The organism is Fibrobacter sp. UWOV1, from assembly GCF_900142495.1.
In the GTDB taxonomy this organism is placed as follows: domain Bacteria; phylum Fibrobacterota; class Fibrobacteria; order Fibrobacterales; family Fibrobacteraceae; genus Fibrobacter.
In genome coordinates this window covers 362,151-377,453 of record NZ_FRBA01000002.1, presented here as the reverse complement: position 1 = coordinate 377,453, position 15,303 = coordinate 362,151, and the positions used below count along the sequence as shown (strand labels likewise).

At 47.4% G+C, this 15,303-nt stretch carries 10 protein-coding genes; 2 read left to right on the top strand and 8 right to left on the bottom strand.

What is annotated here, in order from left to right; translation table 11 throughout:
- Positions 1-66 precede the first annotated feature (66 nt).
- Complete coding sequence (locus BUC02_RS05310) at positions 67-1,869, bottom strand: extracellular solute-binding protein (protein WP_073319851.1); 1,803 nt, start codon at positions 1,867-1,869, stop codon at positions 67-69.
- A 92-nt stretch (positions 1,870-1,961) separates the two neighbouring features.
- A complete protein-coding gene (locus tag BUC02_RS05305; RefSeq protein ID WP_073319604.1) occupies positions 1,962-2,513 on the bottom strand; it encodes a pseudouridine synthase in 552 nt (183 codons plus the stop codon).
- Positions 2,514-2,674: 161 nt separating this feature from the next.
- Between BUC02_RS05305 and BUC02_RS05300 the strand changes: the two genes are divergently transcribed.
- Together BUC02_RS05300 and BUC02_RS05295 are read left to right on the top strand one after the other, a co-directional pair.
- Entirely contained in the window at positions 2,675-3,712 is a 1,038-nt protein-coding gene (locus tag BUC02_RS05300; protein ID WP_073319601.1) for an NAD-dependent epimerase/dehydratase family protein, read from the top strand.
- A 20-nt stretch (positions 3,713-3,732) separates the two neighbouring features.
- Positions 3,733-4,329, top strand: a complete 597-nt coding sequence (locus BUC02_RS05295; protein ID WP_073319598.1) for a porin family protein — start codon at positions 3,733-3,735, stop codon at positions 4,327-4,329.
- A 39-nt stretch (positions 4,330-4,368) separates the two neighbouring features.
- Here the strand turns inward: BUC02_RS05295 and BUC02_RS05290 are convergent, their stop codons facing one another.
- From BUC02_RS05290 to BUC02_RS05265, 6 genes are all read right to left on the bottom strand, one after another.
- Positions 4,369-4,671: a hypothetical protein gene (locus BUC02_RS05290; RefSeq protein WP_175549806.1), complete on the bottom strand. Its 303-nt coding sequence runs from the start codon at positions 4,669-4,671 to the stop codon at positions 4,369-4,371.
- Positions 4,649-4,921, bottom strand: coding sequence for a hypothetical protein (locus BUC02_RS05285; protein WP_073319592.1), 273 nt, complete (start codon positions 4,919-4,921; stop codon positions 4,649-4,651). Before BUC02_RS05285 ends, BUC02_RS05290 begins: the two co-directional genes overlap by 23 nt.
- A gap of 294 nt (positions 4,922-5,215) precedes the next feature.
- Complete coding sequence (locus BUC02_RS05280; RefSeq protein WP_073319590.1) at positions 5,216-12,709, bottom strand: hypothetical protein; 7,494 nt, start codon at positions 12,707-12,709, stop codon at positions 5,216-5,218.
- A gap of 14 nt (positions 12,710-12,723) precedes the next feature.
- Positions 12,724-14,142: a type II secretion system protein gene (locus BUC02_RS05275; RefSeq protein WP_073319587.1), complete on the bottom strand. Its 1,419-nt coding sequence runs from the start codon at positions 14,140-14,142 to the stop codon at positions 12,724-12,726.
- Positions 14,139-14,636, bottom strand: a complete 498-nt coding sequence (locus BUC02_RS05270) for a type IV pilus modification PilV family protein (protein ID WP_073319584.1) — start codon at positions 14,634-14,636, stop codon at positions 14,139-14,141. The genes BUC02_RS05275 and BUC02_RS05270 overlap by 4 nt, the downstream gene beginning before the upstream one ends.
- 15 nt (positions 14,637-14,651) lie before the next feature.
- The gene (locus tag BUC02_RS05265) at positions 14,652-15,245 is read right to left on the bottom strand and encodes a pilus assembly FimT family protein (RefSeq protein ID WP_073319581.1); all 594 of its coding nucleotides are present in this window, start codon (positions 15,243-15,245) and stop codon (positions 14,652-14,654) included.
- Between the last annotated feature and the right edge of the window lie 58 nt (positions 15,246-15,303).

The window sequence follows — 15,303 nt, the reverse complement described above, 5'->3', positions numbered from 1 at the left end:
CCCGCCTTTTTATTTTACATTCTTCTAAGTTCTGCAGTGCCGAAGGCACGATCTAAGTTCTATCAACTATTTCACGTCGTATTCAGGCACGGGCAGGCTCTCTCCGGCCTTCATGGCCTTGTCGAGGGCAGCAGACTTCGCGGGGTCCAGCCACCAGTATACCGGAATGGCGTCTTCTCGGTTAAAGCGATCAAAGACTTTTTCGGGAGTGCCGTAGCGGTTCCAATAGAGAATGCGGTGATGGTCGCATTGCCACATGAGCACATACGGCACGATTTCGGAGAGACGATTGTCGAGCGCCTTCAGGATTTCGTTACGCTTCGCGAGGTCGAATTCAGTCTTCTGTAAGTTGATTAAGCTGTCGACGACTTTATCCTGTACACCGGCCAGGTTGTTCGTGCCCTTCTGCAGTGCGGTTGTGGAATACCAGCTAGCTTCCGGATCGCGAAGGCGGCCAGCGCCCCAGTTCACCCAGTACAAGTCGAAGTCGGCATCGTCAAGGCGCTTGCGTAAGGTACTCTGCGACATCTGTTCGATGGTCGCCACGACGCCCACCTTCTTCAGGTCTTCCTGGAAAAGCGTGAGGTGACGCAAGTCTTCTTGGCTCGTGATAAAGTTAATGGCAAACGGCTTGCCGTCTTTTTCCAGCACACCCTGGGAGTTTACCTTGTAGCCCGCCTCCGCAAAGAGGGCGCGGGCACTATCCGGGTTGAACTTGTAGAGCGGCGCCGTCGGATTCTGGTTGCCTTCCCACAAGTCAGGGTAATAGCTGTTGAGCAAGAAGTACTGGTTGTACATGTACTTTTCGTTCATGGCTTCGCGATTCAAAAGCATGTTGAGGGCGCGGCGCACACGTACGTCTTGGAATTGCGGCTTGCGCAAGTTGATGGCCATCCCCTGGAAACCGATGGGTTCCTTGTTGAAGATACGCTGCTTCACGGCCCAGCCTTTTTGAAGGGCGTCAAAGTCAGTCTGTTTCATCCAGATGCTGCTAGTGTAGATGGCGTAGGCGTTGATGTCCTGCTTCTTGAAAGCTTCCAGCGCTTTAGTCTGGTCATTCATGAAACGGTAGCGGATTTTTTCGAAGTTATACTTGCCGCGGTTCCAGTTCTTCTTGAAGCCCCACCAGTCGGCACGGCGGGCAAGTTCCACATAGCGGTCTTCGCGGAAGGTCTTGATCTTGTACGGGCCCGAGACCACCGGGAACTCGTAGCGGATCTGGTTGAAGTCCTTCCCTGCCCAGGCGTGCTTCGGGAACGCAAGCATGCCAGCAGCTTCCCAGAAGTTACCCCAGTGGCTTTCCTTCGCGGTCATCTTGATCGTAAGGCTATCCACGACCTCGGGGCGGTCGAAGCGGCTGAGTCCCACCTTGAAAATGGGCGTCAGGTTTTTCTCATCCATGATGACGTCGTAGTAGAACTGCACATCTTCGGCGGTCACCGGCTTGCCGTCGCTCCACTTGGCGCGGCTGTCCACGTGGAAGGTAAACGTCTTGCCGTCTTCACTCACATTCCAGCTGTCGGCGAGAATACCCACTTCGCGGTCTTCGGTAGAATGCAGGCTCACGAGAGGCTCGAACATCATGCCCATGAGTTCAGCGGAGAAGCTGTTGTAGTCTTCCCACATGTTAAAGGACTTCGGCATCGCGGAGCCCCACAAGGTAATCGCACCGCAGGGGCGGGCATCCTTCGAGGCAATCGGGTCGAACTCGCCCGTGGCCGTAGAATCAAGCGGCAGTTCGGGGCAGTTGAGTTCGGCAGATTTCGCAGACTTTGCCCCCTTGGAACCGAATTCGTTGCAAGCGGTAAACGACAGCGTCGAGGCCATCAAAGCCGCAGAAATAAACGCAACACCATAAAACTTTTTCATATTTTCAATCTTCATTTTTCACTATGGATTGCTTCGGGGCTACACCCCTCGCAATGACGTTTTTCACAAAATAGTTTATTTGGGATAAAGCATCAAATCACTTTATCGGTAACCACGCGCCACTCGCCCGGTTTTAAACCACCCAGGGGAATATTACCGATTTGTACACGAATCAGGCGAAGTGTCGGGAACCCCACCGCTGCCGTCATGTGACGCACTTGGCGGTTTTTGCCCTCGATGAGCGTGAGTCGCACCCAGCTCGTGGGAATATTCGCACGGAATCGCACCGGCGGATTGCGGGGCCAAAGCCAATCCGGTTCTTCCGCCATTTCTGCCTTGCAGGGCTTGGTATGGTAGCCCTTGATATCGACACCCTTGGCAAGCTTGCGCACCGCCTCTTCGGTAATTTGACCATCCACTTGCGCCAAGTAGGTACGCGGGTGTTCAAACTTCGGGTCCAGCAGTTTTTTGATCAGTTTGCCATTATCCGTCAGCAAGAGTGCGCCCTCGCTGTCGTGATCCAAGCGCCCTGCTGCATACACCCCCGGCGGGAACCCGAAGGTATCGAGCGCTGCATGGCCCGACTCCGGCGTAAACTGGCTTAAAACGCCGAAAGGCTTGTTGAACAGAATGACGGTGGACATCGGGAATAAAGGTAGAAAAAATTGCCTTTTGTCATTCTGAGCGAAGAACCGCAGGTTCGTAGTCGAAGAATCTAAAAAAGTTAGAGATCCTTCGACGCGCTTCGCTTGCTCAGGATGACACACCGTTTCAGTTCTAAGTTCTAATTACTATATTATTATGTATGAAAATTCTTGTTACAGGTGCAGCAGGTTTTATTGGTTCCAAGCTCATGTTCATGCTCGCGGAACGCGGCGACGAAGTGGTAGGCCTCGACAATATTAATGACTATTACGATGTACGCCTCAAGTACGGTCGACTCCGCGAAGGCGGCATCGAACAGCCCGGCGACAACTTCGCCTACGGCGCCATGGTGCAAAGCACCAAGTACAAGAACTGCCGATTCGTAAAAATGGGAATCGACGACAAGGAGCCGCTGGACAAACTCTTTGCCGAAGAAAAATTCGACAAGGTCGTGAACCTCGCCGCCCAAGCAGGCGTGCGCTACTCTATTACGAACCCGTATGCCTACCTGCAAAGTAATTTGGTCGGATTCCTGAACATTCTGGAAGCCTGCCGCCACAACCAAGTCAAGTACCTAGTGTTCGCCTCGTCCAGCTCCGTGTACGGTCTCAACAGCAAGGTGCCCTACAGCGAAGACGACAAGGTGGACAATCCGGTGAGCCTGTACGCCGCCAGCAAAAAGAGCAACGAACTTATGGCCCACAGCTACAGCAAGCTTTACAACCTGCCCGTCGCGGGTCTACGGTTCTTTACCGTTTACGGGCCGTGGGGACGTCCCGACATGTCGCCCATGCTCTTTGCCCGCGCGATTTCCAAGGGTGAACCCATCAAGGTGTTCAACAACGGCGACATGATCCGCGACTTTACCTACATCGACGACATCGCCGAAGGCACCATCCACACACTGGATCATGTGCCCGATGCAGCCAAGTGCCCCAACAACGTACCCTACAAGATTTACAACATCGGCTGCAGCCACCCCGTAAAGCTTATGGACTTTATTGCGGAAATCGAAAACGCTTACGGCGAGCCCGCCAAGAAAAACTTCTTGCCCATGCAGCCCGGCGACGTGTACCAGACCAACGCCGACACCACCAAGCTCGAAACCGAGTGCGGCTACAAGCCCCACTGGAGCCTGCACGACGGCATCGCCGAATTCATGAAGTGGTATAAGAGCGACAAGAACCCGTTGAGGTAAACATTTTCGGAGGAAACAACATGAAAGCTATCTCCCGCACTATTGCAGGCGCACTGTTCGCAACCGGTCTAGCCTCTGCTCAAGTCCAAATGGGCGGACACGCCGCGGTCAACTTCAGCACGCTCTGGGGCGACGGAGCTTCTGAAAAGGAAATTCCCTGGAGTCTCGGCCTTACAGCCGGCGCCGCCGCCAAAGTCACCGTAAACGAAAAAGTCAGCGTTGTACCCGAGCTCGATGTGGACTGGCGCCGCCAAAAAGACGACGAATTCACATGGAACACGTGGGCACTTGAATTACCCGTTCTCGCCCGTTACAACGTGTTACCTCAAATGTACTTTGAAGCGGGCCCGCGATTCGCGCTGCTCCTGTCCTCTGAAATGGAGCAAGACTTAGGCAGCGTTGTCGAAACAACCAACTTCGGCAAAAATGACGCACTCAACGTCTTTGAATTCGGCATCGACGTAGGCATAGGCTGCTCGGTCACGCCCAATTTGGACCTGGGCATTCGCTACGGTGTGGGCCTGACCTCTATCATTGACGGCAAAAAATTCGAAAGCGACGACCAAGCCTTCAAGAACATGCAAATCCAAGTCGGCGGAATTTACTGGTTTATGTAAGAGAACATGGCGTTCTAAAAAACGCCTTTTGTCCCTTGGTTAATCTGAAAAATCTGCCGGAGCGGCTGTCAAAATCGTCAGTATACGCTGACGATCTGATTTTGTGAATTTGCCTTTCAGCGAATTACGAATTGCTAATTGACGAGATGCCACATCGACTCCCGTAAACATCGGAGAATTGACCAAGCCCCGTATATAGCCATCCTCAGACTCAGTCACCTTTATCCGAGCGCCCTTAACGTTGCCATAAGCAGAGGTTTTCAAAACCATGCGTACACGTTCTTTCAGCGGTACATCTTTCGCTACTGTTTTAATCTTTCTATTCTCCATAATACAAGTCATACCCTCTCGCAACAATTGCATTTGCAGCATCATTACATTGGTCCGCAAACAGCCTTAGCACGTTAACTTTCTTTGAATCTCTCTCAATAAAAGCCCTTAAAATACTTTCTACTGCGACTCCCGCAAAATAAATTGATGCCGAAAAACGTTTCTTCTCAAAAAGGATGTTTGACGTTTCAATACGAGCAAGCGCCGCATCTATACGATTTTGCGGACGAAACAGCTCTTTGTGATTTCCCTTTTTCTGCATATAATTAAAATAGATTAATGTATTCTAAAATGCAAGACAAACAACCTTCTCTCATTCATGTTGCAAACAACTGTTTGCAAGAAACACGCATTTTCTTGCTGTAAGTAAAAAAATTATTCGCACGGAATAAAGCTGAAAAACTACGAAGAAAACTACGGAGGCTAGGTCGGATTCGCCGAGTTGGTGGAAATCGCGGCGGCCACTGGGAGATTGTAGAGTAACATTGACGGCAAAAAGTTTGAAAATTTGCCCTGCTTACGCAGGGCGTTTTTTTTGATTACCATAGTTTTAGGACTAGTACACAGTCACCGTTTTAGTGCAAACACGAGCACTTTCCGGAGCCTGTCCTTGAGTACATACAATACTAAATGTTGTATTTGACTGAACCGTATAATTCATAGTACTAGTTGTAAAATTCTGGTTTTGGTTATTATTCAACCAATTTCCATTTATCTTAAATCCACAACTTCCAGCTTGCGCACCATAATCAGTATTTGCGCCTCCCGAGAATGTGATTTGCGTCCCTACAGGAACACTTTCGTCTGGAGACACACTACAACTTACAGGAGGTACTACATTGAACGTTGGCAAAATTGCGCAGGGATTGAATCCATTCAACTCAAACGAACATATATACGTTCCCGGAACAGACGGAGCTGTAAAATTCACATTATCACAATTGCCACCAGGTCTACAAGTTGGAGTAGCCAACGTTTCTCCTCCACATTTTAAAGGAATTTGCGTTTCCGTGGTGGGGGCAGGGTTCATACCAGAAACAGAAAACACAAGATTCTGTTCACCCGCCCTAACATTCGTCTTGTTTACAGTACATGTTGCAACACCACCTCCTGCATTTCCCTTATTATAATCCACAGAGCAGGCGTGCGTTGTTGTACCGGACTCATTTGTCAAGGAGACATTATAGCTCTTAAATCCAGCATCTGTTACAGAATTATCCTTAAACGAAGGTAGTGCACCCGATTTATAGCCATTACCCGACACTGAAGTTCCTTCAATAACGTAACTACAATCCGTTACTTCTTCATCGCAACCAGAAACACTTCCCAAAGTAAATGTCACATTGCTTCCAATCGTAACACCAGGAGCCGTAGGACAAGCAAATCCAGGCTTATTTTTTGATAAAGATACAGAGCAACTCGTTTCCTCACCATTAATCCAGAGGACATATGTACCATAGCCATCCAAATTAAAGTTGTATGTTTGGTTTGATAAGTTTGTCCCTGAAGCATTTGCAAGATTAGACGTCGTGTTTTTATAAGTCTTCTTCACCTGATATGGGCAAGCATTATTTTGACACGGGTTAGCAACCTCAACATGGAATTGACCATTGTTTGAGCATTCCAAGCCAATGTTCAACACGCTCAAATCCGCTACGCAAGAATTTTTATAGGTTCCATCCGTATCTTTTATTTTCAATGTAAACGAACGACTCTTGCTTGTTGCCGTACCATTTATATCGAACGAAACTTGAGTATTCGTTCCCATATTTCCCGTTTTCACTTCTATTTCTTCTGTACCGGACATATAAACCAATTTGTAATCTTTACCGGCCACATTCGAGCCATTGGTCGCAACGAAATTCACGTTGGCACCCGGTTTAATAGCAGCTGTATTCTTAAAACTACAAGCCGTTTGCAAACCAACATCAGGGCCAGCGGCTTTCGTAATTTCAAAAGAAACACCGCATTCCTTGAACGGGAATTGCGAATTAGACGGGTTTTTCGCATAGTAATGATACGTTCCTTCAGAAAGATAACTTGACACAGTACCAACTTCCGATGTAGAGCCTTCACCAGATGACGTTGTATTCGTATTTCCATTCGGCGTCACCGTAACAGTTCTATCAGCCTGTGTCGCTGTACCGGTAAGCACAGGATAACTTTCTAGATACAATTCATACGAACATCCCGCATCGGGACAATTTGCAAATTGCACCTGGAATGTAGGCAAACCTGCCCCCTGCACTACAGACGTTACCCCACCAACTATTGAACAAGAAGCCGACATGGCACCAATTGTTTCCGGAGATACAGAACATTCCTTCGATGCCGTTGTACCTGTCGAATTCAAAATAGTTGCCGTAAACTGATAAGATTTGCCTTGGTTATTCAAGTAAGGATTATCAGCCTTTACAAACTTAGCCTTTCCATCAGTCCAAACCGGCGTCACTCCGGCAATAGTGAATTCATTAAGGCCATCCACCTTAGCGTCAATGGTATACGAGGCAACATTGTCCTTATTGGCAACGTCAACTAGAACTTCCCATTGATCCAGAGCATCATTGTACGTTGCAGAACAGCTATTAATATCAACCGCTTTTTTACAGGAAGCAACGGCACTCGTTATGGTCACATCATCGCTTCCGTGGTTCTTGAATCCAATACGCACAACATGCTCAGGATCAAAGCCATCCGCACCGCCAAGCATTTCGGCATCCACATCAAATGTGCCATGAGTTCCCGTCAATACGACTGACTTACTCGTATATATCGGAGACTCATCATCTTCCTGACTTTCCAACCAAATTTCTATTTCAACGTTGGATTCATTCTGCAAGGTAATTGACAAGATTGTCGCACGCAAATTAGCAGGCGGCTCGGTAGTACTCTTAAACAACGAGGGCACCTCTTCTTCTTGCGCTTCAACACCTAGATTCGTAACATTATCAAAAACAACATGTTTAGAACATTCATGAATTGTTCCCGTCCAGAACGGACCGCAATGAGCACGTTCAGCGGCGGTTTCCGTTGCCCACGCACTAGTCTCAACATCCGATGAAGTACAATTAATCCACGCCTTCGCCGTTTTTATATCTTCTCCATAACCATGTTGTCCGGCACCATCTGCATCAAACGAATAATAACCACTTGAACATTCCGCTGGAGTATTTCCAGAAGAACCTCCGCAAGCATCACTACCATTGTAGTAGTAGAACTTGGTTTCGCAATCATAGCTACGCGAATCAAACCATCCGGAATGGCCCACCCATGGTGTTATATTATGCGGGTCTGTATCCGTTGCCGTAGGAATCACACCTTGATTCGCAACCGCAGCAAAAGAGCATTTTACCGTCGGGAATTGCTCATGACATTCCGATGAATAGGTGTCGCTCTTCCAACCGATTCCATAAAGTTTGAAATTGGGGTCAGCTAAGCTAAAGCCTACATATTCATGCGTAACATCGTTATACATCGATCCAAGTGTCGTCAAGTCAAACGAGCACTGGTATTCCGTCGGATTCGTTCCGTAATAATCACCCGTAAACGCGCTCACATTCAACTTACTATCCGTCGTCAGCGTCGCCGCCATCATAATCATATTAGAAACAGATACCGACGCAGGGTAATTATTTTTTTCAAGCAGGGCATTTAGGCAATTACCCGAGCTCGTACAAAGTTGAGCTTCCAGATAACCAGACTGATTGGCAAAGAGGTTTAGCATCAAATACTCCGACCCCGTCGCATTTGAATGCAGCATAAAGCCGGACTTTGCGATATTCATGGAATTGCGTTTGAAACTACTCGTTTCTTTGGGCAACTGGAACAACGCTTTCATTGTTCCATACACACCTGCATTTACCGTACTCATGACAACCACAGGGTTGACCAAATTTTTAGTGGTATAACGCTTTATAGCAATTCTAGTCGATGTAACATCGATGTCGCTCAACTTACCCGAAATCAAATGCCATTTTGCATTCTTATACTCCCCCTTTGCATCTACCACGCCAGTACACACATTGCCATCTGCGCTACCGCATTGATCAATGCAGTATTTCGGGTTCAGCGAACTACATGCAACACTTCCCGACTTAAACTCATCAAAGAAACAATGCTTATCATTTTCTTTGAAATGAGCGTAGATCGTCGTATTGTCATCCTGAACCTTAAAAGAAGGATAGGTAACACTGGTAATCGTCCCTGTCTGATCAGGGCAACTCGGTCCAGAGCACTTCCAGAAGCTAAAATCCTTGTTATCCGTATATTTTTCCTTATCAATATACAACGAAACAAGTTCATTATTGAAAACAGTCACTTGACACGAATGGTTTGTCGTACTATATACACAAGGCGGCTGAACTTGGTCACCAACATTAATGCTAACAACCGGTTTGTCGCCATCCATTTCGCCAACAAACTCAATCGTAAGGGTACGTTTTCTCGCCTTTAGACTAGCCGGCAATTCCTTGGTAGAATTCGCATTAAATGTTCCAAGATCAATGCTTTCATCCGGAATAATCGCGACACAGTCCCCCGCATTCCTTGGCGTCAATTTCAAGGAGCCCGAACCGCCCACAACGATTTTCCATTCTTCATTTTTCTCAGACACACTAAAGCTTGCACCAGAAGGTTCCACCCAGGTATCAGTCGTCGTACAATTCGGCCAATCTTCACTACTGCGCTGGTCTTCCGGCGGGCAATCACCCGGGTTGCTGTTACAATAGGCCGTAATATCAGCATGGCTCACTTCTTTTCGTTTCAAAATCGCACTGGAGGCAACCTTGACTTGCGTATTCGCCGGGTTACCAATTTGATACTCCGGATCCTGAATCAAGCTAAAGTCCACAGAGCCTGAAGTCGCATTCGTCGTATAAACGCGGAACAATTCTAGCACTACGCCTGCATCACTATTGGCAGAAATATTAAATGTGCAAACACCACTAGCTTCATCTCTTGCGCTTGTCACCATGGTTGTCAAGGAATATTTCCATTGATCCCCATCCGGATTATCAGGACACGAAACTTTTAGCGTATAGGGATTACTATGTGGCGGAATGATAACATTGACACCAACGCCAACCGTATTGTCGTTTGCAGCAATTTCATACCAGCTTCTTTCAAAGACCACCGGAGACGATCCACGGGCTTGGTTGCCCACCACAACCCAGAACGGGACCTTGTCATAGCTGGCGGCACTGGCTTCGCACTTATAAATACCCCTAGCCAGGGTTGTACCATTGTACAATTTTCCTGCCGTAGGCAAGGAGCCTGCAGTTCCTGTACAAGAGGTCACCGCGACATCAGCACGCTTAAGAGTTGAACCATTCAGCGGGAGCACACTATAGTAATCGCTCAATTCGCCATACGGATCGGACGGCATATAAATAATTCTCGGCAAAATAATAAAGGACGGCGTCAGCACGCTTTGAGCAGCAGCTGCCGGTTCCGGCTCCTTGTTCTTATACTGCGATTCAAGAGAAATGGTCAACTGCGGAGCCATCGATACGTAATATTCATCAAGACCCGCGACGGTTGTCGTTGTTTCTTCGCTACCGGTTCCTTCACCAGAGCTACTACTAGATTCCGGTAGTTCACTCATTTTGCCACCGCAATCACCGCCGTCATTATCACAAATAACACCAGAATTGGTTAGTTCAGACACCAGGTCAGCGTTATAGGTAACGGACGACGATTGAAGTTTTCCGATACCCGCACAAGATTCCGCCGTAGCATAAATAGAACCGGTCAAATTAAACTGGTTGCCGTTCGAGATGTCGCCTTCGGTATAAATGAAGTAATTTTCAACGGTTACATCATTTAACGTATTAGCTCCCTTTTCTAGATAAAGGAACACATACGTCTTTTTACTGGGATCCGACTGGTCTGTCGGAGGCAATTTTGTGTAAAGAGCATCCTGGGCGATAATAATGAACTTACCCTTCAGCGTTCCCGTCGGATTCGTGCTATTCGTACCACCAGACACCTTAACCACTAAGTATCCATTATAAAGATCCGTTTCAGCCTTAGTCTCATTAGTTGACGTAGACTGATAGCATTCGTTCAACTTTGTCACCAAGTCCTTATCATACGTCTTAATATCTTTGGCACAACCCTTTTCTGCATACGGCTCAAACTTCGCCTTTGCGGTAACGAGAATGTCGTCAACCTTATACGCAGAGCCATCACAACCCGGCTTTTTCTCCCAAATATCATCACACTGCGACTGAATATCATCAGCACAATCAAAATCAGGAGTTCCGCTCACATTGCGAGACACCGATGTGCTCAAAGACTTAAACCACGGAGTCACATTACAAGAAACCCTATATTTGTTACGGCCATGCTTATCTTGGCTATCCGTACAATACGGAGAACCTGTCGCAGTCGTTCCATTGTGGTTCAAGCGATGATGCGGGTGAAACGCTTCGGGGTCGTAACCATCCCAATACTTGACTCCTCCCACAAAATACGCTCCATAGCCCACGCCTTCTGTAAAGTCTTCACAGAATTTAGCCGCGCCATGGCCCCTCCACTTGTTACACTCAAGCCAATAAGTATCTACATAATCCTTAAATTCAACTTCATTTCCCGTTCCTCCATAGTAGAAAGAACAATACAAGCTATCCTTTTGTTCTCGCAGCGGATAAGGATAATATTCATCTCCATTCCATTTCTCTTCAGGACCCGTATGGCAATATCCATGGCCAACAGGGCTCACCACGCCAGGTTCATAATTGCAACGAGCAATCTTGTCTTTTTCTTCAACAGCCTTTGTAGCAGTACGATGCGCATCATACTGTTCCCACGAAAAAGCAGATTTCATAAAGACCTTTGATTCTTTCGTATCCCCAAGAATAATCTTTCCATAAGAGTCATAATTATCACCACCATACACATAGGATGTATCCGAACAACCGATTAACGTGTAGGTAGCCTTACCACCTCCCCAAAAGCCCATCATTTCATCTTTCTCTTCGCTCTTTGTACAAGGAACTGTCATAGAGGGAGTACAATGGCCCATATAGGAGCACCACGTTTTTTTACAAGTACATCCGGTATACTTGACCGAGCCATACCACAAATTCTGTGCGCCCGGCATCCACACGTTTTTCACGACCTTGAAAGTATAGTTGGTGCCATGCGACACGATCTTGGCATTTTCATCCATACAAAGGTTTCCGGATAAGGTCAGATTCTTTTCAGACTGAACCGTCGTCAGGACACCATTCAAAGTCGTATTGCCGGCAATCGAAAATTCACCTGCAGAACTCGGCGAAACATCCTTGTTGAAATAAGCATCACCCGTCAGCTGGATATTTCCTGTAAAATCGCCATTGACAAAAAGATTATGCCCTTGCAAACCATTGTTTTCCGGTTTCATGCTGCCGCCAACGCACGCAAGCTGTCCGATATTGACCGTATTACCGCTCAACATCGCATTACCCGTCACAATAAAATTCTTTGTAATTGACTGCGGGTTTCCGTGCCAGTCACCATTCACCACGGCAGAGGTCAACGTCAAATCACCGGCACCATTATAAGTACCACCGAAATAGGCGTAATCAAAACTAGTTTTCTTTGCAACATGCTGAACCGGCAGCGAAACCTGATACAAACCATCCACATTAAAGATGGCCACCTCGCTATGTTTTGAACCTCCGCGAGCTTCACCCGAAGAGAGAATTTTCAACTTGTACGTTTTATTTTCGGTATTTACACCCGTCAACCACACATGATAATTCTGGCCGGCGCGCTGCAGCGGACGCAATTGTGCATCTAGATTCACAGGTACATTGCCGCCCTCAATATACTGCTTAACAAGAGCACCCACGTCATTTGCATGGAACGTCATCCACGAGCGAGCATTTTCAATACCCGCCATAGAGCTCTGATACGCTTCACGCTTAAGCATACGGCTTGTGCTGGAGAAGCCTTCACTCGTGATCCATTTCCATGTGGCCGTGGCCGCAATGGTCGCAATCAGCATAAACAAAAGCACGGCGATTAAGGATACGCCGGCCTTATTCAATTTGAAATTCGTCTGCATAGGAAATCCCTCCCTTAATCCCTAGGTCCATTACTAGGAATAGGAACAGCAATCAAAACTCTACCTGTTTCGCCAGGGCCGCCATTCTTTTTACCACGGCTGACCTTCAAAAGCAATTGCAAAGCCTTAATATTCTTCTTCAGCTTCTTATTGGCCTCTGCATCAAACGGCGGGTCATCAAAGGTGTAAGTCGCAGTCGCCACTTTTTTCACTCTCAAGTCCTGAATACTAATTCGACCTTCAGAAACCAACGGAGAATAAAGAGCAAATGTGAACGCAAGGCAGACATCCGTAATCTGTTGCGGAACGGAGAAGCGCATTGTACGGAAACCATTTCCTCTAGTATCCAGCGGCGGGAAGAAGAGGAAATCATCAATCAACTTTTTCCCGTTCTGTCTGGGGAAATCCCCCGTTCCAATTTTTCTAAATCCAACAGACATATGGTCTTTGCCAGGGACAAACACAAGGCTTTTATCCCCTTCTCCCGGATACGGGACTTTAAAGGAAATTTCGTACTCCTGATTCGCTTCTAACGTCAAGTTTCCATAAGAAGAGCAGGAATTTGACCATACCGGAACTCCCGCACCGGGAACAGTTTCATTTTTTATAGCAAATGCTTGATTCATCTTCTGGTTCGGAGAATCGAAGACATCTTCTGTTGCGACATTAAAATTAGACGCAAATTCGGAGACAACCACACTTGTTCCACCACCATACAAAGTACCCGTGGGGCTGGCCGTTTTAAAGGAGGCATACTGCATTTCCCCGGTTCGCGGAATCAACCTGAACTCAGTCGCATTGTTAGGAGGGAAAATCTGTTGAGTCGTTTCGTCTGTCACACCCGGAGTTGCCGGGATAACATAGAAAGAATCCACACTCGTTGCCATTTCAACGGGAGTCTTTTCAGTCGCTCCCACATCAGAGCAAGGATCGTCGTTTGCGACCACCAATCCCGTTTTTTTCGCGAGCAATTTACAGGAACGCTTCAAGACATTGTTTTCGACAAACCATCTCACTTCTTCAACAGCCTCATAGTACCCATTTTCGTCATAGCGCAAACGCCTAAATGTAACGTCGCTCATACCATCTGTTGAAGTAATCGTAAAAGAAGAAGAGTCTTTCTGGTCTGCATCAAGATTGTTCGGATCCATATAGACATTAGGATTTACCGCACTGAACTGGACGCCATATTCAGCACCTGAAGTAGCATCTCCCGATTCTCTCGAACTTTTGGCGCCTAATTGGGCCGCATCTTCCTTGAAGAGCATCGCCACGTTTTCGGCTTCTTGCGTAGCACGAATCATATTGTCGGTACGAACACGGAACTTGGTGGAATTACTGAAAGCTTCACCAGCAATTACGACAATAATGCCTACAATAGCCATGTAGACAAGGAGTTCCATGAGGGTAAAACCGGACTTAGAGAACTTCATCGGATAACCCCCGAAACTGTAATTGACTGGACAGAATTTTTAAAATGCCAACTCACCTTGACATCAAGACGCTTGGCATACACATGCGAAGCACTATCCGTGTTCAAAAGCAACGACGACGTTTTCGCCATGTAATCGGCATCCGGAGAGACCGTCACCTCTGCATTATAGACAACCGTCATCTTATTGGGAAGTACTCCCGGCTGACCATCCCAAGTACGGGTAATGGGAGGCAGAGCCTTCGTGTACTCTACATCGCCGGCCGCATTTTTAAGCTTGTCGTCAGAAAGGCTTGCAAGACCAAGGGAGCCGAGGGAATCAATAATGTTTTGAGCGACTTCCGTTGCACCATCACGGCCACGAATGCGCAACAGGGCATCGCGATTTCCGCCTTGCAGGTTGAGAATAGCCACGTACAGAATGCCAAGTACAGCGGCTGCGATCAGCGCTTCAACAATGCCGAAGCCTTGCTTGTTTTTAAAGAACTTTCCCATACGCACCACCTACACCTACAAATCCATCCAAGAACCCCAACCAGCACCAGCCGCAGGGAGATCACCCACTTTCCACATCGGCTTTACTTTGTTGAGATTCTGTTCTTTGACGACAGCCCCATACACAGCATCGGAACCATACTGAATGCAAATTCCCCCGTGCGGAGGTGCAGCAGACAGTCCTAAACGGGGTTTAAAAGCGGTATTTGCACTATACGCTTTGCTAAACCAGTCCGTTTCTACGCCACGACAAGTTGCCAGAGACACAAACTTACAAGGTTCATCAATTGAAAATTCAGCGATTACGCCATCATGCGGAGAGGTACAATCTTTGGTTCCATCATCCCTTACCACAAGCAAGGTTTGATCACTATGAGGATCCACTCTCAAACACAGCACCTCATTACGCTGGTTAGCCAAATTCGCCACCCTTTCTACAAAGGCAGCGGTGTTAACAGCAGCATCTTTCACTCTGGCATTTGCGACAGCACGCTGCAGGCCGGCCACACCCATTGCCGAGAGAATGCCCATGATAGAGACAACCACCAGGACTTCGACTAGGGTGTAACCCGCCTTAGCATAACAAGCTGTTCGCTTTGCAAACACCATATACCTACCTTACACAACTTTCCATAAAAATAGAACAAAGTACTGTGGGCGTCCGACT

What these genes read in the sequence shown, in the direction of transcription:
- BUC02_RS05310 (WP_073319851.1), bottom strand. Translation starts at nt 1,869, where the DNA reads ATGAAAAAGTTTTATGGTGTTGCGTTTATTTCTGCGGCTTTGATGGCC.
- BUC02_RS05305 (WP_073319604.1), bottom strand. Translation starts at nt 2,513, where the DNA reads ATGTCCACCGTCATTCTGTTCAACAAGCCTTTCGGCGTTTTAAGCCAG.
- BUC02_RS05300 (WP_073319601.1), top strand. Translation starts at nt 2,675, where the DNA reads ATGAAAATTCTTGTTACAGGTGCAGCAGGTTTTATTGGTTCCAAGCTC.
- BUC02_RS05295 (WP_073319598.1), top strand. Translation starts at nt 3,733, where the DNA reads ATGAAAGCTATCTCCCGCACTATTGCAGGCGCACTGTTCGCAACCGGT.
- BUC02_RS05290 (WP_175549806.1), bottom strand. Translation starts at nt 4,671, where the DNA reads ATGACTTGTATTATGGAGAATAGAAAGATTAAAACAGTAGCGAAAGAT.
- BUC02_RS05285 (WP_073319592.1), bottom strand. Translation starts at nt 4,921, where the DNA reads ATGCAGAAAAAGGGAAATCACAAAGAGCTGTTTCGTCCGCAAAATCGT.
- BUC02_RS05280 (WP_073319590.1), bottom strand. Translation starts at nt 12,709, where the DNA reads ATGCAGACGAATTTCAAATTGAATAAGGCCGGCGTATCCTTAATCGCC.
- BUC02_RS05275 (WP_073319587.1), bottom strand. Translation starts at nt 14,142, where the DNA reads ATGAAGTTCTCTAAGTCCGGTTTTACCCTCATGGAACTCCTTGTCTAC.
- BUC02_RS05270 (WP_073319584.1), bottom strand. Translation starts at nt 14,636, where the DNA reads ATGGGAAAGTTCTTTAAAAACAAGCAAGGCTTCGGCATTGTTGAAGCG.
- BUC02_RS05265 (WP_073319581.1), bottom strand. Translation starts at nt 15,245, where the DNA reads ATGGTGTTTGCAAAGCGAACAGCTTGTTATGCTAAGGCGGGTTACACC.